Origin of the sequence: Micromonospora sp. SH-82 (genome assembly GCF_051132485.1) — a bacterium.
In the GTDB taxonomy this organism is placed as follows: Bacteria; Actinomycetota; Actinomycetes; order Mycobacteriales; family Micromonosporaceae; genus Micromonospora.
In genome coordinates, this window is sequence record NZ_CP148049.1 from 1,416,369 (window position 1) to 1,438,018 (window position 21,650).

Annotated in this window: 19 protein-coding genes; 18 read left to right on the forward strand and 1 reads right to left on the reverse strand. The window is 70.0% G+C overall.

The window, feature by feature from the left end; translation table 11 throughout:
• Positions 1-3 precede the first annotated feature (3 nt).
• From WHN02_RS06615 to WHN02_RS06695, 17 genes are all read left to right on the forward strand, one after another.
• A complete protein-coding gene (locus WHN02_RS06615; protein WP_350894352.1) occupies positions 4-234 on the forward strand; it encodes a hypothetical protein in 231 nt (76 codons plus the stop codon).
• 224 nt (positions 235-458) lie between these two features.
• Positions 459-1,733 carry a geranylgeranyl reductase family protein gene (locus WHN02_RS06620; protein WP_434743843.1) on the forward strand — a complete coding sequence of 425 codons (1,275 nt, stop codon included), beginning with the start codon at positions 459-461 and terminating at the stop codon, positions 1,731-1,733.
• A 128-nt stretch (positions 1,734-1,861) separates the two neighbouring features.
• Positions 1,862-2,227: an NADH-quinone oxidoreductase subunit A gene (locus WHN02_RS06625; protein WP_434742531.1), complete on the forward strand. Its 366-nt coding sequence runs from the start codon at positions 1,862-1,864 to the stop codon at positions 2,225-2,227.
• Positions 2,228-2,240: 13 nt separating this feature from the next.
• Entirely contained in the window at positions 2,241-2,912 is a 672-nt protein-coding gene (locus tag WHN02_RS06630) for a NuoB/complex I 20 kDa subunit family protein (RefSeq protein ID WP_350894350.1), read from the forward strand.
• A 4-nt stretch (positions 2,913-2,916) separates the two neighbouring features.
• On the forward strand, positions 2,917-3,684 hold the full coding sequence (locus WHN02_RS06635; RefSeq protein ID WP_434742532.1) for an NADH-quinone oxidoreductase subunit C: 768 nt from the start codon (positions 2,917-2,919) through the stop codon (positions 3,682-3,684).
• Positions 3,681-4,997 carry an NADH-quinone oxidoreductase subunit D gene (locus tag WHN02_RS06640; RefSeq protein ID WP_434742533.1) on the forward strand — a complete coding sequence of 439 codons (1,317 nt, stop codon included), beginning with the start codon at positions 3,681-3,683 and terminating at the stop codon, positions 4,995-4,997. Before WHN02_RS06635 ends, WHN02_RS06640 begins: the two co-directional genes overlap by 4 nt.
• The gene (gene nuoE, locus WHN02_RS06645) at positions 4,994-6,103 is read left to right on the forward strand and encodes an NADH-quinone oxidoreductase subunit NuoE (protein ID WP_434742534.1); all 1,110 of its coding nucleotides are present in this window, start codon (positions 4,994-4,996) and stop codon (positions 6,101-6,103) included. Before WHN02_RS06640 ends, nuoE begins: the two co-directional genes overlap by 4 nt.
• Positions 6,100-7,416, forward strand: a complete 1,317-nt coding sequence (nuoF, locus tag WHN02_RS06650; RefSeq protein ID WP_434742535.1) for an NADH-quinone oxidoreductase subunit NuoF — start codon at positions 6,100-6,102, stop codon at positions 7,414-7,416. Before nuoE ends, nuoF begins: the two co-directional genes overlap by 4 nt.
• A 40-nt stretch (positions 7,417-7,456) precedes the next feature.
• On the forward strand, positions 7,457-9,898 hold the full coding sequence (locus WHN02_RS06655; protein ID WP_434742536.1) for an NADH-quinone oxidoreductase subunit G: 2,442 nt from the start codon (positions 7,457-7,459) through the stop codon (positions 9,896-9,898).
• On the forward strand, positions 9,895-11,247 hold the full coding sequence (gene nuoH / locus WHN02_RS06660) for an NADH-quinone oxidoreductase subunit NuoH (protein WP_350894344.1): 1,353 nt from the start codon (positions 9,895-9,897) through the stop codon (positions 11,245-11,247). The genes WHN02_RS06655 and nuoH overlap by 4 nt, the downstream gene beginning before the upstream one ends.
• 1 nt (position 11,248) lies before the next feature.
• Positions 11,249-11,914 carry an NADH-quinone oxidoreductase subunit NuoI gene (nuoI, locus tag WHN02_RS06665; RefSeq protein WP_434742537.1) on the forward strand — a complete coding sequence of 222 codons (666 nt, stop codon included), beginning with the start codon at positions 11,249-11,251 and terminating at the stop codon, positions 11,912-11,914.
• On the forward strand, positions 11,911-12,681 hold the full coding sequence (locus WHN02_RS06670) for an NADH-quinone oxidoreductase subunit J (RefSeq protein ID WP_434742538.1): 771 nt from the start codon (positions 11,911-11,913) through the stop codon (positions 12,679-12,681). Before nuoI ends, WHN02_RS06670 begins: the two co-directional genes overlap by 4 nt.
• Positions 12,682-12,721: 40 nt before the next feature.
• The gene (gene nuoK, locus WHN02_RS06675; protein ID WP_350894341.1) at positions 12,722-13,039 is read left to right on the forward strand and encodes an NADH-quinone oxidoreductase subunit NuoK; all 318 of its coding nucleotides are present in this window, start codon (positions 12,722-12,724) and stop codon (positions 13,037-13,039) included.
• 20 nt (positions 13,040-13,059) lie between these two features.
• Entirely contained in the window at positions 13,060-15,012 is a 1,953-nt protein-coding gene (gene nuoL / locus WHN02_RS06680; protein ID WP_434743844.1) for an NADH-quinone oxidoreductase subunit L, read from the forward strand.
• 64 nt (positions 15,013-15,076) lie between these two features.
• Entirely contained in the window at positions 15,077-16,609 is a 1,533-nt protein-coding gene (locus tag WHN02_RS06685) for an NADH-quinone oxidoreductase subunit M (protein WP_434742539.1), read from the forward strand.
• A 52-nt stretch (positions 16,610-16,661) separates the two neighbouring features.
• Entirely contained in the window at positions 16,662-18,236 is a 1,575-nt protein-coding gene (gene nuoN, locus WHN02_RS06690) for an NADH-quinone oxidoreductase subunit NuoN (protein WP_434742540.1), read from the forward strand.
• A 103-nt stretch (positions 18,237-18,339) separates the two neighbouring features.
• Positions 18,340-19,425 (forward strand): polyprenyl synthetase family protein, encoded by a 1,086-nt coding sequence (locus tag WHN02_RS06695; RefSeq protein WP_434742541.1) that lies wholly within the window; start codon positions 18,340-18,342, stop codon positions 19,423-19,425.
• Here the strand turns inward: WHN02_RS06695 and WHN02_RS06700 are convergent.
• Entirely contained in the window at positions 19,323-20,684 is a 1,362-nt protein-coding gene (locus WHN02_RS06700; protein WP_434742542.1) for an MFS transporter, read from the reverse strand. The genes WHN02_RS06695 and WHN02_RS06700 overlap by 103 nt on opposite strands.
• 153 nt (positions 20,685-20,837) lie before the next feature.
• Between WHN02_RS06700 and WHN02_RS06705 the strand changes: the two genes are divergently transcribed.
• Positions 20,838-21,617, forward strand: coding sequence for an IclR family transcriptional regulator (locus WHN02_RS06705; protein WP_434742543.1), 780 nt, complete (start codon positions 20,838-20,840; stop codon positions 21,615-21,617).
• Positions 21,618-21,650 lie beyond the last annotated feature (33 nt).

Genomic DNA, 21,650 nt, shown 5'->3' on the forward strand with positions numbered 1-21,650 from the left:
CGCATGACCGGAGCAGACCCGTCGGCCGGTGAGCCGGCCACCGAGGACGATGCCGCCGAGCTGGTGGCCCAGCTCAAGGAGTTGGCCGGGGCCGACCCGGTGGCTGCCCGTCAGGTGGTCTCCGAGGTGCTGGCGGCGTTGGACCGGGCCGCCGGCGGGAGTCTGCGCGAACATCTACCGGAGGCGATCCGCCGGGACGTCGACTCGAACCCGGTCACCGGGGGTCACCACTGAGGGTGGGGCGTCGGACGGGGCCGCATCGTCGATGATCACTGTTGGTCGAGATCGGTACCGGAAACCGGACCGGAATCAGGGAGAAATCGGAAAACGAACAGGTGTAACCCGCTGTCACCTCGGAAACTTAGGTTTGCCTAACCCGTCTGGCGTGTTACGCCGGTCATAGACTCCTCACCGTCCGGCTTGTGAAGCATTTCACGAGCGAACGGGAGGAGGCGCGGATGACCGCGGTGGAGCACGATGCCGACGTGATCGTCGTCGGCGCCGGACCCGGTGGCTCGGCGACCGCGTACCACCTGGCCCGGCACGGCGTACGAGTGCTGCTGTTGGAGAAGACCGAGTTCCCCCGGGAGAAGGTCTGCGGCGACGGGCTGACCCCCCGGGCGGTCCGGCAGCTGATCCGGATGGGCGTGGACACGTCCCCCGAGGCGGGCTGGCTGCAGAACCGGGGCCTGCGGGTCATCGGTGGCGGCGTCCGCCTCGAACTCGACTGGCCGGACCTGGCCAGCTACCCCAACTACGGGCTGGTCCGCACCCGACTGGACTTCGACGACCTGCTGGCCCGCCAGGCGGTGGCGGCCGGTGCCGAGCTGCGCACCGGCGTCAACGTGACCGGGCCGGTGTTCGACGCGGACGACCACGTCGTCGGGGTCGAGGCCGAGGTCGGTCCGGGCAAGGAATCCGCCACCTTCCGGGCGCCCCTGGTGGTGGCGGCCGACGGCGTCTCCGGGCGCTTCCCGCTCGCCCTCGGGATGGCCAAGCGGGAGGACCGTCCACTCGGGGTCGCGGTCCGGCGGTACTACCGCTCACCGGCCCGCCACGACGACGACTACCTGGAGTCCTGGCTCGAACTGCGGGCCAAGGGCAGCGAGAAGCTCCTCCCCGGGTACGGCTGGATCTTCGGCCTGGGTGACGGCCGGGTCAACGTGGGCCTGGGCATCCTGAACTCGTCGAACGCCTTCGGCAAGACGAACTACCGTCGGCTGCTCACCGAGTGGCTGGCGAACACCCCGCCGGACTGGGGGATGGCCGACGAGGCCAACGCCGAGGGTCCGATCCTCGGTGCCGCACTGCCGATGGGCTTCAACCGGGTTCCGCACTACACCCGGGGCGTGCTGCTCGTCGGTGACTCCGGTGGCATGGTCAACCCCTTCAACGGCGAAGGCATCGCGTACGCGATGGAGTCCGGTGAGCTTGCCGCGGAGGTCGCGGTCCAGGCGCTGGCCCGATCGGCGGGTCCGGAGCGGGAGCGGGCGCTGATGGCGTACCCGCAGGTGCTCAAGGACCGGTTCGGGGGCTATTACCGACTCGGTGGGATCTTTGTCAAGCTGATCGGCAAGCCGGAGATCATGCGGTTGGCGACCAAACACGGAATGCCACATCCGCTGCTCATGCGCTTCGTTCTCAAGCTGCTGGCCAACCTGACCGACCCGCGGGGCGGGGACGCGATGGACCGGGTCATCAACGCGATGACGAAGGCGGCCCCCGCTGTGTAGGCCCTGACCTGCGGGTCAGCCCCGTACGGGGCTGAGAGGTCGACCCCCGGCGACGGACGCCGGTCGGGACGTGAATAGTGTGATTTCGCCAACCACCGAGGGCAGGGAAGGACGAGCAGGAGAACATCATGTCGCTCTCGCCTTACGTACCCATCATCGGGCTGTTCGCCATCGCCGCAGCGTTCGCGCTGTTCTCCGTGGCCGGCGCCCGACTCGCCGGACCCCGGCGTCTCAACAAGGCCAAACTCGAGGCGTACGAGTGCGGCATCGAGCCCAGCCCGCAGCCGGTCGGGGGTAGCCGGTTCCCGATCAAGTTCTACCTGACCGCGATGCTCTTCATCGTCTTCGACGTCGAAATGATCTTCCTCTATCCGTGGGCGGTCTCCTTCGACATGCTGCCGATGTTCGGGTTCATGGTCATGTTCGTCTTCATCGGAGCGATCTTCGTCGCGTACGCCTACGAGTGGCGGCGCGGCGGCCTGGACTGGGACTGAGGGAGGAACGCAGATGGGTATCGAGGAGAAACTTCCCGCAGGCGTTCTGCTCACCTCGGTGGAGAAGCTCGTCAACTGGTCCCGCAAGTCGTCGGTCTGGGGGGCCACCTTCGGCCTGGCCTGCTGCGCCATCGAGATGATGGCCGCCGGTGCCCCGCACTACGACCTCGGCCGGTGGGGCATGGAGGTCTTCCGGGCCTCGCCCCGGCAGGCCGACCTGATGATCGTCGCCGGCCGGGTGAGCCAGAAGATGGCCCCGGTCCTGCGCCAGATCTACGACCAGATGGCAGAGCCCCGGTGGGTGCTCTCGATGGGCGTCTGCGCCAGCAGCGGCGGCATGTTCAACAACTACGCGATCGTCCAGGGCGTCGACCACGTCGTGCCCGTCGACATGTACCTGCCGGGCTGTCCGCCCCGGCCGGAGATGCTGATCGACGCGATCCTCAAGCTCCGCGAGAAGATCGGTCAGGAGCCGCTCGGGCCCAACGGTCGCAAGATGCTGGAGGCCCGGCAGGCCCGCGGCGACATCCCCGTCGTGCCGTACGGCTCGATGCCGTCGTCGTACCGCAGCGACAAGGCCCGGCGCGCCGAGTGGACCAAGGCGGTCCGTGAGGGGCGCGAGGAGCAGCTGCGGATCGAGAACTGGATGAAGGCCCAGAACCACCTCCGGCCGCAGGGGAAGTGAACCGATGGCGAGCGAACGGAAGCCCGACCCGGTGACCGCATCCGAGGACAAGAGGCCCGGTGCGGCGAACGTGCCCGTGCCGGTGGCCCCGGCCGGGACGAGCAGCACCGCACCGGCCGACTACCCTCCGTCCAGCCCGGCTGGTCAGGGCATGTTCGGCATCCAGGGCAGCGGGGACACCTCCGGCTTCGGTGGTCTGGTCCGGCCGCAGAACCCGATCGTGGACGCCCCCCGCCCGTACGGGGGCTACTTCGACGAGGTCCGCGACGCGCTGGAAGAGGCGTACCCGCACTTCGCCGACGCGATCGAGAAGGTGGTCGTCGACCGGGGCGAGCTGACCCTGCACGTGCGGGCGGAGCGGATCCTCGAGGTCTGCCAGGTGATGCGCGACGACATGGCGCTTCGGTTCGAGCTGTGCTCGTCGGTGTCCGGTGTGGACTACCTGGGGGCTGACGACCGGCGGCTGCACGTGGTCTACCACCTCACCTCGATGACGTACCGCCGTCGGGTCCGGCTGGAGGTCGCGGTGAGCGCCGAGGCGCCGCACGTCCCGAGCGTCACCAGCGTCTACCCGACCGCCGACTGGCAGGAGCGGGAGGCGTACGACATGTTCGGGGTCGTCTTCGACGGTCACCCCGCCCTGACCCGGATCCTCATGCCGGACGACTGGGAGGGGCACCCGCAGCGCAAGGACTACCCGCTCGGCGGCGTGCCCGTCGAGTACAAGGGCGCCGAGATCCCGCCGCCGGACCGGAGGAGGTCGTACCAATGAGCTACGCCACCGAGCGCGAGACGACCGAGGGACGGGTCTTCACCGTCACCGGCGGGGACTGGGACGAGGTGGTCGCCGGCGTCGACCCGATCACCGAGGGCCGGATCGTCATCAACATGGGTCCGCAGCACCCGTCGACCCACGGTGTGCTCCGGATCATCCTTGAGCTGGAGGGCGAGACGGTCCGCGAGGCGCGTACCGTCGTCGGCTACCTGCACACCGGGATCGAGAAGAACCTCGAATACCGCAACTGGGTGCAGGGCTCGACCTTCGTGACCCGGATGGACTACCTCGCGCCGATCTTCAACGAGACGGCGTACAGCCTGGCGGTGGAGAAGCTGCTCGGCATCGAGGAGCAGATCACCGAGCGGGCCACCACGATCCGGGTCCTGATGATGGAGCTCAACCGGATCTCCTCGCACCTGATCTGGCTGGCCACCACGGGCATGGAGCTCGGCGCCCTCTCGATGATGCTGTACGGCTTCCGCGAGCGGGAGTACATCCTCGACATCTTCGAGATGATCACCGGCCTGCGGATGAACCACGCGTACGTCCGCCCAGGCGGTGTGGCGCAGGACGTGCCGGACGAGGCGGTCGTCAAGATCCGTGAGTTCCTCACGATGATGCCCAAGCGCCTCAAGGAGTACGAAGACCTCCTCTCCGGTCAGCCGATCTGGACGGGACGGACCCAGAACGTCGGGGTCCTGGACGCCACCGGCTGCCTGGCGCTGGGCATCACCGGCCCGGTCCTGCGCTCCGCCGGTCTCGCCTGGGACCTGCGCAAGACGATGCCGTACTGCGGCTACGAGAACTACGAGTTCGACGTGCCGACCCACACCGACGGCGACGTCTGGGGCCGGTACCTGGTCCGGATGGCCGAGATGCGGGAGTCGCTCAAGCTCGTCGAGCAGGCCGTCGACCGGCTCAAGCCCGGCCCGGTGATGGTCGCCGACAAGAAGATCGCCTGGCCGGCGCAGCTGGCCATCGGGGTCGACGGCATGGGCAACTCGCTGGAGCACGTCGCCAAGATCATGGGTCAGTCGATGGAGTCGCTGATCCACCACTTCAAGCTGGTCACCGAGGGGTTCCGGGTTCCGCCGGGGCAGGCGTACGTCGGGATCGAGTCCCCCCGGGGCGAGCTGGGCGTGCACGCGGTCTCCGACGGTGGCACCCGGCCGTACCGGGTGCACTACCGGGAGCCGAGCTTCATCAACCTCCAGGCCCTCCCGGCGATGGCCGAGGGCGGCCTGATCGCCGACGTGATCGCCGGTGGCGCCTCGCTGGACCCCGTGATGGGCGGTTGTGACCGATGAGTGTTTTCACCGAAGAGACCCGGGTCCGGGCGCGGGAGATCATCGCGCGCTACCCGGCCGACCGTTCCCGCTCGGCGCTGCTGCCGCTGCTGCACCTCGTGCAGTCGGAGGAGGGCTACGTCTCCCCGGCCGGCGTCGCGTTCTGCGCCGAGGTGCTCGGGCTGAACAAGGCCCAGGTGGGCGCGGTCGCCACCTTCTACACCATGTACAAGCGTCGGCCGACCGGTGACTACCTGGTCAGCGTCTGCACCAACACCATGTGCAACGTGCTGGGCGGTCAGGAGGTCTACGACACCCTGACCGAGCACCTCGGGGTGGGGCACGACGAGACCACCGCCGACGGGAAGATCACCCTTGAGCACGCCGAGTGCCTGGCGGCCTGCGACTACGGCCCGGTGATGACCGTCAACTACGACTTCTTCGACCAGGTGGACCCGCAGGCCGCCCTCGGGGTGGTCGAGGAGCTGCGCTCCGGTGGGCGTCCCCAGCCGAGCCGGGGTGCCCGGCTCTGCACGCTGAAGGAGATGTCGGTCCAGCTCGCCGGGTTCGCCGACGAGCGGGAGGGCGCCGTCGCCGACGGCGTACCGGGGGAACCGACCCTGCGTGGTCTGCACCTGGCGCAGCAGCACGGGGTCTCCGCCCCCGAATTCGACCGCGACGCCCCGATCCCGAGCAAGGCGGAGGCCGACGCGGCGGCGGCGAAGGCCAAGGCCGCCGACCAGGCCAAGGCGGCCCCGGCCGCCGAGCCGAAGGCGGTCCCGGCAGCGGCCGACAAGCCCGCCCGGTCGGCCGAGGCGACCGCCAGCACCGCCCCCGACGTGAAGGCCCCGGACGACAAGTCGCCGGAGGTACGCGCCGCCGAGACCCGGCAGCCGACCGCCGGCACCGCCGTCCCGGACGCACCCGGCACCACGGTTCCGGTCGACGGCGCTGCGCCGACCCCCCGGGACGCCCAGAAGGCGGAGGCGGCCGGCGCGGCGTCGAACGCTCCCGCCGGGGACGGCAAGCCGGCCGGTGACACGGCCACCGCCCAGGACCGCAACCTCAGGGAGGCGGAGTCGACCACCGGCACCGCCACCAGCAGCGACAGGGGGTCCCAGAAGTGACTTCGCCACGATCGGAGACGCTCGCCAAGCTCACTCCGGTGCTGACCCGGCGCTGGCTCGCACCGGACGCCTGGCGGATCGGCACCTACGAGAAGCTCGACGGGTACGCCGCCCTGCGCAAGGCGATCAAGGCCCATCCGGACGACCTGATCCAGCTGATCAAGGACTCGGGCCTGCGCGGCCGGGGCGGTGCCGGGTTCCCCACCGGTCTGAAGTGGGGCTTCATCCCGCAGAACGACGGCAAGCCGCACTACCTCGTGGTCAACGCCGACGAGGGCGAGCCGGGCACCTGCAAGGACCTGCCCCTGATGACCCACGACCCGCACGCGCTGGTCGAAGGGGTCATCATCGCCTCGTACGCGATCCGGGCCAGCCGGGCCTACATCTACATCCGGGGTGAGGCGGTGCACGCCGCCCGTCGACTGCGCAGCGCCGTCCAGGAGGCGTACGCCAAGGGCTACCTCGGCAAGGACATCCTGCGCTCCGGGTTCGACCTGGACCTGGTGGTGCACTCCGGGGCCGGGGCGTACATCTGCGGCGAGGAGACCGCCCTGCTGGACTCGCTGGAGGGCTTCCGGGGTCAGCCCCGACTCCGTCCGCCCTTCCCGGCCACCCACGGTCTGTACGCCAGCCCCACCGTGGTCAACAACGTCGGCACCATCGCCAGCGTCCCGCCGATCGTGCTCGGCGGTGCCGCCTGGTGGAAGTCGATGGGTACGGAGAAGTCCGCCGGCCCGATGATCTATTCGCTCTCCGGTCGTATCACCAACCCCGGCCAGTACGAGTGCGGCCTCGGCATCACCCTGCGCGAGCTGATCGAGCTGGCCGGTGGGATGCAGCCGGGGCACGACCTGAGGTTCTGGACCCCCGGCGGTTCGTCCACCCCGCTGCTCACCGCCGAGCACCTGGACGTGCCGATGGACTTCGAAGGGGTCGCCGCGGCGGGGTCGATCCTCGGCACCACCGCCACCCAGATCTTCTCCGACCAGGACTGCCCCGTCTACGCGACGTACCGGTGGCTGGAGTTCTACCACCACGAGTCGTGCGGCAAGTGCACCCCGTGCCGGGAGGGCAACTACTGGATGGTCCGGGTGTTCCGGCGGATCCTCGCCGGTCAGGGCACCCACGAGGATCTCGACACGTTGCTGGACACCTGCGACAACGTGCTCGGCCGCTCGTTCTGCGGTCTCGGTGACGGGGCGACCAGTTCGGTGACCTCCTCGTTGAAGTACTTCAAGCAGGACTACCTCGACTACATCGAGGGCCGGACCGCGCCGAGGCTGTCCGACAAGGCGCTGGTGGGGGCCCACTGATGAGCGCGAGGAACGAGCTTGCGAGTGGGAGGCCAGCCCGATGACCGACGTTGCGAAGCAGGTCGAGACCGTCACGCTCACCATCGACGGGGTCGAGGTCACCGCGCCGAAGGGCGCGCTGCTGATCCGGGTCGCCGAGCAGATGGGCATCGCGATCCCCCGGTTCTGCGACCACCCCCTGCTGGCCCCGGCCGGTGCCTGTCGGCAGTGTCTGGTCGACGTGGAGGGCCAGCGCAAGCCGGTCGCCTCCTGCACCCAGACGGTGGCCGAGGGCATGGTGGTCAAGACCCAGCTGACCTCGCCGGTGGCCAAGAAGGCGCAGGAGGGGGTGATGGAGCTGCTGCTCATGAACCACCCGCTGGACTGCCCGATGTGCGACAAGGGCGGCGAGTGCCCCCTCCAGAACCAGGCCATGTCGACCGGCCGGACGGACTCCCGGTTCCACGAGCACAAGCGGGAGTACCCCAAGCCGCTGCCGATCAGCAGTCAGGTGCTGCTGGACCGGGAGCGGTGCGTGCTCTGCCAGCGCTGCACCCGGTTCTCCGAGGAGATCGCGGGCGACAAGTTCATCGACCTGATGGGCCGGTCGTCCGCCGAGGAGATCAACATCTACCGGGACGAGGCGTACGGCGAGGAGGGCGACGCCGGTGACGTCCCCTTCAACTCGTACTTCTCCGGGAACACCGTGCAGATCTGCCCGGTGGGGGCGCTGACCGGCGCCCAGTACCGGTTCCGGGCCCGCCCCTTCGACCTGGTCTCCACCCCGAGCGTCTGCGAGCACTGCTCGGCCGGTTGCGCCCAGCGCACCGACTGGCGGCGGGGCAAGGTCCTGCGCCGGTTGGCCGGTGACGACCCGCAGGTCAACGAGGAGTGGAACTGCGACAAGGGGCGGTGGGGCTTCCAGTACGCCCGGGCCGCCGACCGGCTCACCACCCCGCTGGTACGCGACAAGCAGACCGGTGAGCTGCGCGAGGCGTCCTGGAGCGAGGCCTTCGCGGTGGCCGCCGACGGGCTGCGGGAGGCTCGCGACGGTGCCCGGGGCATCGGGGTGCTGACCGGTGGTCGGCTGACCGTCGAGGACGCCTACGCGTACGCGAAGTTCGCCCGGGTCGCCCTGAACACCAACGACATCGACTTCCGGGCCCGGCCGGTCTCCCGCGAGGAGGCCGACTTCCTGGCCAGCAACGTCGCCGGGGTCACCGACGTCACCTACGCCGACGTGGAGAACGCCCCGGCCGTGGTTCTGGTCGGGTTGGAGCCGGAGGAGGAGTGCCCGATCCTCTTCCTCCGGATGCGCAAGGCGTACCTGAAGAAGAAGCTGAAGGTCTACGCGATCGCCCCGTTCGCCACCCGTGGCCTGGAGAAGCTCGGGGCCAAGCTGGCCCGGGTGGTCCCGGGCGAGGAGGCCAGCGTGCTCGCCGAGCACGACACGGTCGCCGAGGCGCTCGGCACCCCGGGTGCGATCCTCATCGTCGGCGAGCGGCTGGGCCAGGTGCCCGGTGGCCTGTCGGCGGCGGCCGACGTGGTCCGGCGTACCGGGGCGAAGCTCGCCTGGGTGCCCCGGCGGGCGGGGGACCGGGGCGCCGTCGACGCCGGCTGCCTGCCGAACCTCCTTCCCGGTGGCCGCCTGGTCACCGAGCCGGCCGCCCGCGCCGAGCTGGGCGAGGCCTGGGACATCCCGGCCGGGGTGATCCCCAGCCAGGCCGGTCGGGACACCGACGGCATCCTCACCGCCGTTCTGAACGAGCAGGTCGGCGCGCTGGTGGTGGCCGGTGTCGACCCGAGCGACCTGGCCGACCCGCGCCGCGCCGAGCAGGCCCTGGACGCGGTGCCGTTCCTGGTCAGCCTGGAGCAGCGCCTCACCGCGGTGGCTCGCCGGGCGGACGTGGTCTTCCCGGTCGCCCCGGTGGTGGAGAAGTCCGGCAGCTTCCTGGACTGGGAGGGTCGGCTGCGCACCTTCGACGCGGTGCTGGACACCACGGCGATGCCCGACGGTCGGGTGCTCGACGCCCTCGCCGCGCAGCTCGACGTCCGGCTCGGCACCGGGGACGTGCTCAGCGTCCGCCGGGAGCTGGGTGGGCTGCCGCAGACCCGGCTCGACCGGCCGGGTCCGCCGCTGGTGGAGGCGGCACGGGTGCCGGAGCCCGGTGCCGGGGAGGCGGTCCTGGCCACCTGGCACCAGCTGCTGGACCTGGGCAGCCTCACCGACGGTGACGAGCACCTGGGCGGGACCTCGCGTCCGCCGGTGGTCCGGCTCGGCAAGGGCACCGCGGAGGCGCTCGGCGTCGCCGACGGTGACCCGGTGACGGTGGGCACCGACCGGGGGGCGTTGACCCTGCCGGCGGCGATCACCGAGATGCCGGACGGCGTGGTCTGGCTGCCGACCAACTCTCCTGGTTCGACCGTCCGGCGCAGCCTCGGTGCGACGTCCGGCGCGGTGGTACGGATCTCCGTCCCGGCCAACGAAAGGGGCGTGCAGTGAACGCGCTCTATCTGGCGCAGGACCCGACCCTGGCCGACTTCGGCAAGGATCCGTGGTGGCTGGTCCTGATCAAGATCGTCTTCGCCTTCGTCTTCGCCGTACTGGCCACCCTGCTGGGGGTCTGGTTCGAGCGGCGCGTGGTGGGCTTCATGCAGGTCCGGCCCGGTCCCAACCAGACCGGTCCGTTCGGTCTGCTCCAGACCCTCGCCGACGGCCTGAAGATGGCCTTCAAGGAGGACATCCTCCCGAGGTCGGCGGACAAGGTCGTCTACTTCTTCGCCCCGGTCATCTCGGTGGTCTGCGCGGTCACCGCGCTCTCGGTGATCCCGTTCGGCCCGATGGTGAGCATCTTCGGCCACCAGACGCCGTTGCAGGTCACCGACGTGCCGGTGGCGGTCCTGGTGGTGCTGGCGCTGTCGTCGCTGGCGGTCTACGGCATCGTGCTGGGCGGCTGGGCCTCCGGGTCGCCGTACCCGGTCCTCGGCGCGCTGCGCTCCAGCGCCCAGCTGATCTCGTACGAGGTGTCGCTGGGTCTGTCGATCGTGGCCGTGTTCATGCTCTCTGGCACCATGTCGACCAGCGAGATCGTCTCCGCCCAGGGCAGCGGCCCGAACGTCGAGTTCTTCGGCCTCAGCGTCCCGATGCCCGGCTGGTACGCGCTGCTGCTCTTCCCGAGCTTCGTCATCTTCTTCATCTCGATCGTCGGTGAGACCAACCGGGCCCCGTTCGACCTGCCGGAGGCGGAGTCGGAGCTGGTCGCGGGCTTCATGACCGAGTACAGCTCGCTGAAGTTCGCGCTCTTCATGCTCAGCGAGTACGTCGCCATGGTGACCATGTCGGCGTTCACGGTGACGCTCTTCCTCGGCGGGTGGCACGCCCCCTGGCCGATCACGATCTGGTCGGGGGCGAACTCCGGCTGGTGGCCGATGCTCTGGTTCTTCGGCAAGGTCGTGGCCCTGGTCTTCGTCTTCGTCTGGCTGCGGGGAACCCTGCCCCGGATGCGGTACGACCAGTTCATGCGGCTGGGCTGGAAGGTCCTGATCCCGGTCAACCTGGTCTGGATCGTCGGGCTGGCCGCCTTCCTGAAGACCCAGGGTTGGGAGCGGACCGACAAGCTGATCGCCTACGGCGTGGTCGCCGGGCTGCTGATGATCGCCGCGATCTTCTGGCCGAGCCGTCGGTACGAGCCGAAGCCGACACTTCAGGAACAGGTCGACAACCGGCCACACGGCAGCTTCCCGCTGCCCCCGATGGACCTGCAGGTACCACCGAGCCCGCGCACCAAGCGTGTGGTCGCCGAGCGGGAGCCGGCCAACGTCGCCGCCGCCCCGGACTCTCAGGAGGTGTGACGTGGGCGCGATCACCGGAACGTTCAAGGGGTTCGGGGTCACCTTCTCGCACATGTTCAGGAAGGTCGTCACCACCGACTACCCGTTCAAGCCGCCGGTCTCGGCGCCGCGCTACCACGGGCGGCACATCCTCAACCGGCACCCGGACGGGCTGGAGAAGTGCATCGGGTGCGAGCTGTGCGCCTGGGCCTGCCCGGCCGACGCGATCTACGTGGAGGGTGGCGACAACTCCGAGGAGCAGCGCTTCTCCCCGGGTGAGCGGTACGCCAGCATCTACCAGATCAACTACGCCCGCTGCATCTTCTGCGGGCTCTGCATCGAGGCCTGCCCGACCCGTTCGCTGACCATGAGCAACGAGTACGAGCTGGCCCGGGACAACCGCCAGGATCTGATCTTCACCAAGGAGCAGTTGCTCGCGCCGCTGCTGCCGGGGATGGAGCAGCCGCCGCACCCGATGCGGCTGGGCGACAGCGAGAAGGACTACTACGTCGGCGCGCTGACCAACCCGGGCACCTCGGCCGGGGCGGAGAGCTCGCCGATGGGTCCGGGGCGTTACCGGTTGGAGGAGCACCCCGGGGTGACCTTCCCCGGTGCCGAGCAGGCCGCCGACCGGGCCGCATCCGGCAAGCCCGACGGGGCCGCATCCGGCAAGGGAGACAAGGAATGACCACGCAGACCGTGCTCGCCGCCTCGGCCTCGGTCTCCGGCGGCGAGGCGGTGACCTTCTGGATCCTCGCCCCGCTGGCGCTGCTCGGGGCGTTCGGGATGGTGCTGGCCCGCAACGCCGTGCACTCCGCGCTCTGGCTGGTGCTGACGATGCTCTGCCTGGGCGTCTTCTACGTCCTGCAGGCCGGGCCGTTCATCGGGATGACGCAGATCATCGTCTACACCGGCGCGATCATGATGCTCTTCCTGTTCGTCCTGATGCTCGTCGGTAGGGACTCCACCGACTCGCTGATCGAGGTCCTGCGCGGGCAGCGGGTCGCCGCCATCGGGCTGGGCATCGGGTTCGCCCTGCTGCTGGGCAGCGGGGTGTACCGGGCCACCGCCGGGGGCGTACCGGTCGGGTTGGACCAGGCCAACGAGGGCGGCAACGTCCAGAACATCGCGCGCCTGCTCTACACCGACTACGTCTTCGCGTTCGAGCTGACGGCGGCGCTGCTGATCACCGCCACCATCGGCGGGATGCTCCTGGCCCACCTGGAGCGGCGCAAGGAGGACAAGCGCGACCAGGTGGCCACCATGAAGGCCCGGTTCGCCCCGGGCAACTACCCCGGGCCGAAGCCCGGCCCCGGCGTCTTCGCCACCTCGTCCTCGGTGGCCACCCCGGCCCGCCTGCCCGACGGCAAGCTGAGCGACCGGAGCACCCCGGACATCCTTCCGGTGCGCGAGTTGACGTCCGAGGAGAACACGCCGAAGGGGACCGAGAAGTGAGCGCACTCCCCGCAGTCGCCAACGGAAAGGCCGCCTGCTGATGGAAGGCTTCTTTTCGGTCGAGCCGAACTACTACCTGGTGCTCGCCTCGATCCTGTTCACCATCGGTGCGGTCGGGGTGCTCGTCCGGCGTAACGCCATCGTGCTGTTCATGTGCGTCGAGCTGATGCTGAACGCGGCCAACCTGGCGCTCGTCACCTTCAGCCGGATCAACGGTGACCTGAACGGCCAGATCATGGCGTTCTTCGTGATGGTGGTGGCGGCGGCCGAGGTCGTGGTCGGGCTCGCGATCATCATGTCGATCTTCCGCACCCGTCGCTCGGCCAGCGTCGACGACGCCAACCTGCTGAAGTACTGAGGGGCCCACCGGTGGAGCAAATTCTGACGTACGCCCAGGCGGCCGAGCCGGCCGGAACCGTCGCCTACGCTCCGGCCGACGGCCTGCTGGGCAACGTGTGGCTGCTGGTGGCGATTCCGCTGCTCAGCGCGGCGATCCTGCTGCTGCTCGGCCGTCGGGCCGACAGGTGGGGGCACTGGCTCGGGGTGGCCGCCGTCGGCGCCGCCTTCGTCCTCGGCCTCACCTTCTTCTTCCAACTCCGTGGGTTGGAGAACAAGTCCGTCGAGCGCAGTCTCTGGGACTTCATCGTGGTCGGCGACTTCCGCGTCGACTTCGGTCTGCTCTTCGACCCGCTCGCCGCTGTCTTCGTCCTGCTGATCACCGGTGTGGGCTTCCTGATCCACCTGTACGCGGTCGAGTACATGGCGCACGACGCGGGCCGGCGACGGTTCTTCGCGTACTTCAACCTCTTCGTCGCCGCCATGCTCCTGCTGGTGCTCGGCAACAACTACGTGATGCTCTACTTCGGCTGGGAGGGCGTCGGTCTGGCGTCGTACCTGCTGATCTCCTTCTGGACCGAGCGGCCCGCCGCCGCCACGGCCGGCAAGAAGGCCTTCCTGATGAACCGGGTCGGCGACGCCGGTCTGGCCATCGCGATCTTCATGATGTTCGCGACGTTGGGCACCACCCAGTACGACGAGGTGTTCACCTCCGTCGGCGGTCTCACCGCGACCACGGTGCTGGTGATGGGGCTGCTCCTGCTGCTCGGTGCGGCCGGTAAGTCCGGCCAGTTCCCGCTGCAGGCCTGGCTCCCGGACGCGATGGAGGGCCCGACCCCGGTCTCGGCCCTGATCCACGCGGCGACCATGGTCACCGCCGGGGTCTACCTGATCGCCCGGTCCAACCCGATCTTCTCGGCGAACTCCACCCTGCAGCTCGTGGTGGTCAGCGTCGGTGCCCTCACCCTGCTGATCGGCTGCATCATCGGGTGCGCCAAGGACGACATCAAGCGGATCCTGGCCTGGTCGACGGTCAGCCAGATCGGCTACATGTTCCTCGGGGTCGGGCTCGGCGGGGCGGCCTACGCCCTGGCCATCGTCCACCTCCTGGCCCACGGGTTCTTCAAGGCCAACATGTTCCTCGGGGCCGGGTCGGTCATGCACGGCATGAACGACCAGGTGGACATCCGCCGGTTCGGTGGCCTCCGCAAGTACATGAAGATCACCTGGTTGACCTTCATGGCGGGCTGGCTCGCCATCATCGGCATGTTCCCGTTCTCCGGCTTCTTCTCGAAGGAACCGATCATCGCGGCGGCCTTCGCCCGGGGGGACTGGACGTCCTGGCTCTTCGGCGGGGCGGCGGTCCTCGGTGCCGGACTGACCGCGTTCTACATGACCCGGCTCTACTGGCTGACCTTCCACGGCCCGAAGCGGTGGACCGAGGAGATCGAGCACCCGCACGAGTCCCCGCCGCTGATGACGGTTCCGCTGATCCTGCTGGCGATCGGCTCGATCGGTGCCGGTTTCCTGCTCTCCACCTCGGTGCCGGACTGGCTGACCGCGACCGCCGGACTCGGTGGCGCGGAGGAGCACCACGACGCCGTCCTGTCGCACTTCGCGGTCACCGTGATCTCGCTGGTGGTCACCGCACTCGGCGTCGGGCTGGCCTGGTTCCTGTTCCGCAACGGCACCGCCACCGAGCCGGAGCCCGCCGGGGTGGTGGTCACCGCCGCCCGGAAGAACCTGTACACCGACGCCGTCAACGTGGCGGTCTTCGAGAAGCCCGGCATCTTCCTCACCCGGGCCCTGGTGTACCTCGACAACCGTGGCATCGACGGCCTGGTCAACGGCCTCGCCGCCGGCATCGGGGGCGGATCGGCCCGGCTCCGGCGACTGCAGACCGGTTTCGTCCGGTCGTACGCGACGTCCATCCTCGCCGGCGCGTTGCTGGTGGTGGCGGCGTTCCTGGCCGTACAGGCGGGGTGGTTGGCGTGATCGACCTCAACCCGGCGGCCCCCGCCGGCGGACCACGCTGTGACGACGGAGGTAAGGCCGCATAATGTCCAACTTCCCGTTCCTCTCGGTGCTGACCGTGGCGCCGCTGGTCGGCGCCCTGGTCGTGGCCTTCCTGCCGCGCAGCCGGCCGAACCTGGCCAAGCAGGTGGCGCTCGGCTGGTCGCTGCTCGTGCTGGTGCTGTCGGTGGTCATGTGGGTCACCTTCCAGGCCGACGGTGACCGGTTCCAGTTCCGCGAGTCGTACCCGTGGATCCCCACCTGGGGGGTGAACTTCACCTTCGCCGCCGACGGCATCGCGCTCGTCATGCTGATGCTGATCACCATCCTGGTGCCGTTGGTGATCCTGGCCTCCTGGCACGACGCCGAGGCGTCGAAGCGGTCGGTGCCCGTCTACTTCGCGCTGCTGCTCGTCCTCGAATGCACGATGATCGGCGTCTTCGCCGCCGCCGACATCTTCCTGTTCTACGTGTTCTTCGAGGTCATGCTGGTCCCGATGTACTTCCTGATCGGCAGCTACGGCGGCCACCAGCGGCAGTACGCGGCGGTCAAGTTCTTCCTCTACTCACTCGTCGGCGGGTTGTTCATGCTCGCCGCGGTGATCGGGCTCTGGGTGGTCGGCGGCAAGACCTTCGACTGGGTGGCGCTGAGCCAGGTGGACATCACCACCGGAACCGAGCGCTGGCTCTTCCTGGGCTTCTTCATCGCCTTCGCGATCAAGGCACCGTTCTTCCCGTTCCACACCTGGTTGCCCGACGCCGGTGGCGCGGCCCCGGCCGGTTCCGCCGCGCTGCTCGTCGGTGTCCTGGACAAGGTCGGTACGTTCGGCATCCTGCGCTACTGCCTGCCGCTGTTCCCCGACGCGGCCAAGTGGTTCGCCCCGTACGCGTTGGCGCTGGGCGTGATCGGCATCATCTACGCAGCGCTCCTGGCCGTCGGTCAGAACGACCTCAAGCGGCTGGTGGCGTACACCTCGATCGCCCACTTCGGGTTCATCGGGGTCGGCATCTTCGCCTTCACCACGCAGGCGGGCACCGGGGCGGTGCTGTACATGCTCAACCACGGTCTCGCCACCGGTCTGCTCTTCCTGGTGGTGGGGATGCTGGTGACCCGGCGCGGCTCGGCGTTGATCAGTGACTTCGGTGGGGCCGGCAAGCTGGTCCCGGTCCTGGCCGGGGTGCTCTTCTTCGCCGGTCTGGCCTCGCTGGCCCTGCCCGGCACCGCACCGTTCGTCTCCGAGTTCCTGGTGCTGATCGGCACCTTCACGGTGAACAAGCCGGTCGCGGTGATCGCCACCCTGGGCATCATCCTGGCGGCGGCGTACGTGCTGTGGATGGTGCAGCGCACCACCCAGGGCACCCTCAACCCGGCACTCACCGAGGTCGAGGCCATGCGCAAGGACCTGAACCTGCGGGAGAAGGTCGTCGTCGCCCCGCTGATCGCCCTGATCGTGCTGCTCGGCTTCTACCCGAAGCCGGTCACCGACGTGATCAACCCCGCCGTCCAGGCGACAATGACCGACATCGGCCGCAGCGACCCCGCTCCGACGGTCGGCGGCGTCCAGGAGGCCTCCCGGTGAGCCTGCCGACCGAGCTGGCGAGCTCCGCAGTCGCGGATGAAAGGACTGCCCGATGAATGAGCTCACGCTGCCGTCGATCGACTACACGGCGCTGGCTCCGATCCTGATCCTGATGGGAGCCGCCGTCATCGGCGTGCTCGTCGAGGCCTTCGTGCCCCGGCCGCACCGGCACACCACCCAGCTGGTCCTGGCGCTGGCCTCGGTCCTGGGTGCGTTGGTGATGGTGATCCGCAACGCGGACCTGCGGATCATGAACGGCGACGACCGGGTCATCACCATCGGTGGAGCGGTGGCGGTGGATGGGCCGACGCTCTTCCTCCAGGGGGCCATCCTGGTCCTCTCCGCGATGGCCCTGCTCCTGATCGGGGAGCGGTCGGTGGAGCGCGGCGGTGCCTTCGTCGCCCAGGCGGCGGTCACCGCCGAGTCGCCGGAGGACCGGCGGCAGGCGCAGGGGCGGGCCGGGGCCACCGAGATCTACCCGCTGACCACCTTCGCGATCGGCGGCATGCTGATCTTCGTGGCGGCGAACGACCTGCTGACCATGTTCATCGCGTTGGAGGTCTTCTCCCTCCCGCTGTACCTGCTCTGCGCGTTGGCCCGCCGTCGGCGGCTGCTGAGCCAGGAAGCGGCGATGAAGTACTTCCTGCTCGGTGCGTACGCCTCCGCGTTCTTCCTGTTCGGTGTGGCACTGGTGTACGGCTTCACCGCCGGGATGCCGGACCGGGGCGCCGGGGTCGACTTCGCCACCATCAACGCCGCGGTGAGCGAGTCGCCCGCCAGCGACGTGCTGCTCTTCGCCGGTATGGCGCTGATCGCCATCGGCCTGCTGTTCAAGGCGGCGGCGGCCCCGTTCCACGTCTGGACCCCGGACGTGTACCAGGGCGCACCGACGCCGATCACCGGCTTCATGGCCGCCTGCACCAAGGTCGCCGCCTTCGGGGCCCTCCTGCGGGTCTTCCACGTCGCCTTCGCCGACGCCGCCTGGGACTTCACCCCGGTCCTCGGGGCGATCGCGGTGCTGACCATGCTCGTCGGCGCGGTGCTCGCGGTGACCCAGACCGACATCAAGCGGCTGCTGGCGTACTCGTCGATCGCGAACGCCGGCTACCTGCTGGTGGGGGTCCTGGCGCCGACCCGGGACGGGCTGTCCGGGACGATGTTCTACCTCGTCGCGTACGGCTTCTCGGTGCTGGCCGCGTTCGCGGTGGTGACCCTGGTCCGGGACGCCGACGGGGAGGCGACCCACCTGTCCCGGTGGGCCGGACTGGGCAAGCGGTCGCCGTTCTACGCCGGGATCTTCACGTTCATCCTCCTGGCGTTCGCCGGTATCCCGCTGACCAGCGGTTTCATCAGCAAGTTCGCGGTCTTCGGTCCGGCGCTCGCCGCCGACCAGGTGTGGCTGGTGATCGCCGGTGTGCTGACCAGCATGGTGTTGGCCTTCCCGTACCTGCGGGTCGTGGTGATGATGTGGCTCTCCGAGCCGGGTGACAGCACCCCGACGGTCGCCGTACCGGGTGGACTGACCGCGGCGGCGCTGATGATCGGGGTGGCCGCCACCCTGGTCCTCGGCGTGGCTCCCGGCCCGCTGCTCGACCTCGCGAACGGGGCGGCCGAGTTCGTCCGTTGACCGGGTCGACCATCTGAACGGGGCCGGGCGCTGAGGCGCTTCGGCCCCGTTCTCCGTCTCGCCGATGGGATCCCCGAACCGGAGCAGGTAGAGAGCGTGTGGCATGGTTGGAGACGTGGTGAATCCGGCTGGCGAGCGTTCAGGTGCCACCGGCTCCGGCGGTCGTCGGAGTCGGTCGAGCACGAGTCAGTTCGGCGCGCTCGGCCTCAGCATCGCCGATGCCCGCGTCGAGGCCTCGGTGCTGGGCGTGCTCGACTCGGTCGAGGCCGAGCTGCGCAGCAGCGTGGCGAGCGCGGATCCGTTCGTCACCGAGGCGGCCCGGCACCTGGTCGAGGCCGGCGGAAAGCGGTTCCGCCCCCTCCTCGTGGCGCTCGGTGCCCAGTTCGGGGACCCGGCCGGGGCGCAGGTCGTGCCGGCCGCCGTGGTGATGGAGCTCACCCACCTGGCCACCCTGTACCACGACGACGTGATGGACGAGGCGGCTGTCCGGCGGGGAGCGCCGAGCGCCAACTCCCGCTGGACGAACTCGGTGGCGATCCTGGTCGGCGACTACCTCTTCGCCCGGGCTGCGGACATCGCCGCCGACCTCGGTCCGGAGGCGGTACGCCTCCAGGCGCGGACCTTCGCCCGCCTGGTGCACGGGCAGATCGCCGAGACCGTCGGACCCCGTGACGGCGTCGACCCGGTGGACCACTACCTGGACGTGATCGCCGAGAAGACCGGTTCCCTGATCGCCACGTCGGCCCGCTTCGGCGGGATGTTCGGCACTGCGGCCCCGGAGCACACCGAGGCCCTCGCCGGGTACGGCGAGATCATCGGGGTGGCCTTCCAGCTCTCCGACGACCTGCTCGACATCTCCTCGGAGTCGGCCCAGTCGGGCAAGACCCCCGGCACCGACCTCCGGGAGGGGGTCCCCACCCTGCCGGTGCTGTACGCGTCGGCCTCCGACGACTCCGACGCGGCCTCGGTACGGCTGCGGGAGATCCTGGCCACCGGCCCGATCACCGACGACGCCCTGCACGCCGAGGCGCTCGGTCTGCTGCGGGAGAGCCCGGCGCTCAAGCGGGCGCGGGAGACCGTCCGCAGCTACGCCGAGGACGCCCGCAGCCACCTCGCCCCCCTGCCCGACCATCCGGCCCGCCGGGCGTTGGAGTCGCTCTGCGACTTCGTCGCCGACCGCACCAGCTGACCTCCGGCCACCGGCTTCCTCGGCCCCCTGGGGCCGTCCTGCGCCTGCCTTCCCGTCGCCATGCTGTCGTCGCCGGCACCGTCCGGGGTGCGGGTCCGGGCGAGTAGCCGATAGGCGACCACCATGAGCAGTGCCGCCAGGAGCATCGCGGCGGACGCGCCGTACCACATGGTGGGATAGCCCCATCGGTGGGCGACCAGGCCGAGGACGAGCGGGCCGACACTGCCGCCGGCGTACACCCCGGTCTGGGTGATGGAGGTGGCGGCGGCCGGGGCCTGCGGGTGCAGCCGGACCACCGCGAAGTTCACCAACCCGGGCCAGGACCAGCCCAGGCCGAACCCCAGCACCACCCCCGCCACCAGGGCGAGCGGACTGGCCACCGCGAGCAGCGCCAGTCCGACGGCACCGACCGCCGACATGCCGGCGACCACCGCGAGGTGGCCGGTGCTGCGCCGGTCGGCGAGCCAGCCCGCCCCGATCCGGGCGGCGACACCGACAGCGCTGCCGAGGGTGAGGGTGAGCCCGGCCAGGCCGGGGTCGAGGCCACGGACCACCGAGGCGTCGACCACGAAGGTGCCCAGGGCGTTCGCCGCCCCCGAGGCGAGGGCGGCGGCCACCCCGACGACGACCAGACCCGTCGAGACGTGTCCGCCCCGGGCCGTACCGGCCCGACGGGGTGGGGCCGCGTCGGCGGCGGTGACGGTGCCCAGCGCCGCCAACGCGGCCACCGCCGCAGCCACGAAGGCCCACCGCCACCCGACTGTCAACGCGATGGTGGGCACCGCCGCACCGGCCAGCAGGGTGGAGATCGGGATGGCTGCCTGCTTCACCCCGAAGGACAGGCCCTGTCGGCGTGGGGGTACGTGCCGAGCCAACGACGAGTTGCTGGCCAGTTGACCGAGCGCGTTCGCGGCGGCACTGAGCCCCAGCAGCGCCACCAGCATCGGGAACGAACGAGCCACTAGGGCGATTGCCAGCAGCGATCCGGCGGAGATCAGGATTCCGAGCCGGGCGCCGACGACCGAGCCGTACCGCTCGACCAGCGCGCCGGAGGGGACCGAGGCCAGGGCGCTGACTCCGAAGTACACCGACACGGCCAGACCCAGGCCGGCGGGGGAGAAGCCGAGGTCGCGGCCCATCTGGACGGCGAGTCCGCCGACCAGGAAGACCGGCAGGACACAGGCGATGGTGACGGCGACGGCTGCCGCGCTGGCCCGTACGGGGCGGGCGGGGGCGGTGCGCGTGAGGGTGTCGGGCATGATCTGGACAACCTAACCCGAGAGGCTTTCGGGCAACGGATCGTCGTCACCGGTGCACACACAGTCGACCTGATCTGGCATCCTCGACCGAACAGGCATTTCGATAATGGCCGGTTTTTCATATGGTGTAAGTCCCCGGCGTCGGAGGTGGTTGTGCGCGACCCCCTGGCAGAGCCTTCGGATCTCATCCGGAGTGTGTCCCGCGCGCTACGAGTGCTCGAGGCGGTCGGTCGTGCCCCGCGCGGGCTCACCGTCAAGCAGATCGCCCGACGCTGCGAACTGACTGTGGCGACGACGTACCACCTCGTTCGGACCCTGGCCTACGAGGGTTACGTGATCCGACGCGAGGACGGCACGTACATCGTCGGGTTGGAGGTGGCCGACCGGTACCGCGAGCTGGTCACCGCCTTCCGTGGCCCACCCGCGGTCGGGGAGGCCCTGCGCCGGGCGGCCCTGGACACCGGCTACAGCCACTACCTGGGCCGGTTCGTCGGCGGTCAGGTGGCGATCACGGCGGTCGCCGAGGGACCCCGGTCGCCGTACCTGGAGGACCTGGTCCCGGGCTTCGACGAGGGCGCCCACGCCACCGCCCTCGGCAAGGCCCTGCTGGCCACGCTCACCGCCGAACAGCGGTTCCGGTACCTCAGGGAGTACGGCATGCGGCCGTTCACCTCGGCGACCCTGACCAGCCCCGAGGCGTTCGAGGCCGACCTGGCCGCCGGGGACCGGCGGGGGATGCAGCTGGAGTTGGGCCAGTTCCGCCAGGGGGTGGCCTGTGCGGCGGTGCTGGTCGCCCCGGACAAGGACATGGAACGCCGGGTCGTGCTGGCCTGCGCCCTGCCCGCCGGCGAGATGATGACCTCGGCCCGGGTGGTCCGGGCCAAGCTGCTGACTGTGGCGCGGGCCATCGCCGAGGGCCTCACCGCGGAGTGACGGCCCGCCGGGTCCGGTCCGCCGTCGACTGTG

Bases quoted from the DNA above. Each gene is read 5' to 3' on its own strand.
- WHN02_RS06615 (WP_350894352.1), top strand. From the start codon at position 4: ATGACCGGAGCAGACCCGTCGGCCGGTGAGCCGGCCACCGAGGACGAT.
- WHN02_RS06620 (WP_434743843.1), top strand. From the start codon at position 459: ATGACCGCGGTGGAGCACGATGCCGACGTGATCGTCGTCGGCGCCGGA.
- WHN02_RS06625 (WP_434742531.1), top strand. From the start codon at position 1,862: ATGTCGCTCTCGCCTTACGTACCCATCATCGGGCTGTTCGCCATCGCC.
- WHN02_RS06630 (WP_350894350.1), top strand. From the start codon at position 2,241: ATGGGTATCGAGGAGAAACTTCCCGCAGGCGTTCTGCTCACCTCGGTG.
- WHN02_RS06635 (WP_434742532.1), top strand. From the start codon at position 2,917: ATGGCGAGCGAACGGAAGCCCGACCCGGTGACCGCATCCGAGGACAAG.
- WHN02_RS06640 (WP_434742533.1), top strand. From the start codon at position 3,681: ATGAGCTACGCCACCGAGCGCGAGACGACCGAGGGACGGGTCTTCACC.
- nuoE (WP_434742534.1), top strand. From the start codon at position 4,994: ATGAGTGTTTTCACCGAAGAGACCCGGGTCCGGGCGCGGGAGATCATC.
- WHN02_RS06655 (WP_434742536.1), top strand. From the start codon at position 7,457: ATGACCGACGTTGCGAAGCAGGTCGAGACCGTCACGCTCACCATCGAC.
- WHN02_RS06670 (WP_434742538.1), top strand. From the start codon at position 11,911: ATGACCACGCAGACCGTGCTCGCCGCCTCGGCCTCGGTCTCCGGCGGC.
- nuoK (WP_350894341.1), top strand. From the start codon at position 12,722: ATGGAAGGCTTCTTTTCGGTCGAGCCGAACTACTACCTGGTGCTCGCC.
- WHN02_RS06685 (WP_434742539.1), top strand. From the start codon at position 15,077: ATGTCCAACTTCCCGTTCCTCTCGGTGCTGACCGTGGCGCCGCTGGTC.
- nuoN (WP_434742540.1), top strand. From the start codon at position 16,662: ATGAATGAGCTCACGCTGCCGTCGATCGACTACACGGCGCTGGCTCCG.
- WHN02_RS06695 (WP_434742541.1), top strand. From the start codon at position 18,340: ATGGTTGGAGACGTGGTGAATCCGGCTGGCGAGCGTTCAGGTGCCACC.
- WHN02_RS06700 (WP_434742542.1), bottom strand. From the start codon at position 20,684: ATGCCCGACACCCTCACGCGCACCGCCCCCGCCCGCCCCGTACGGGCC.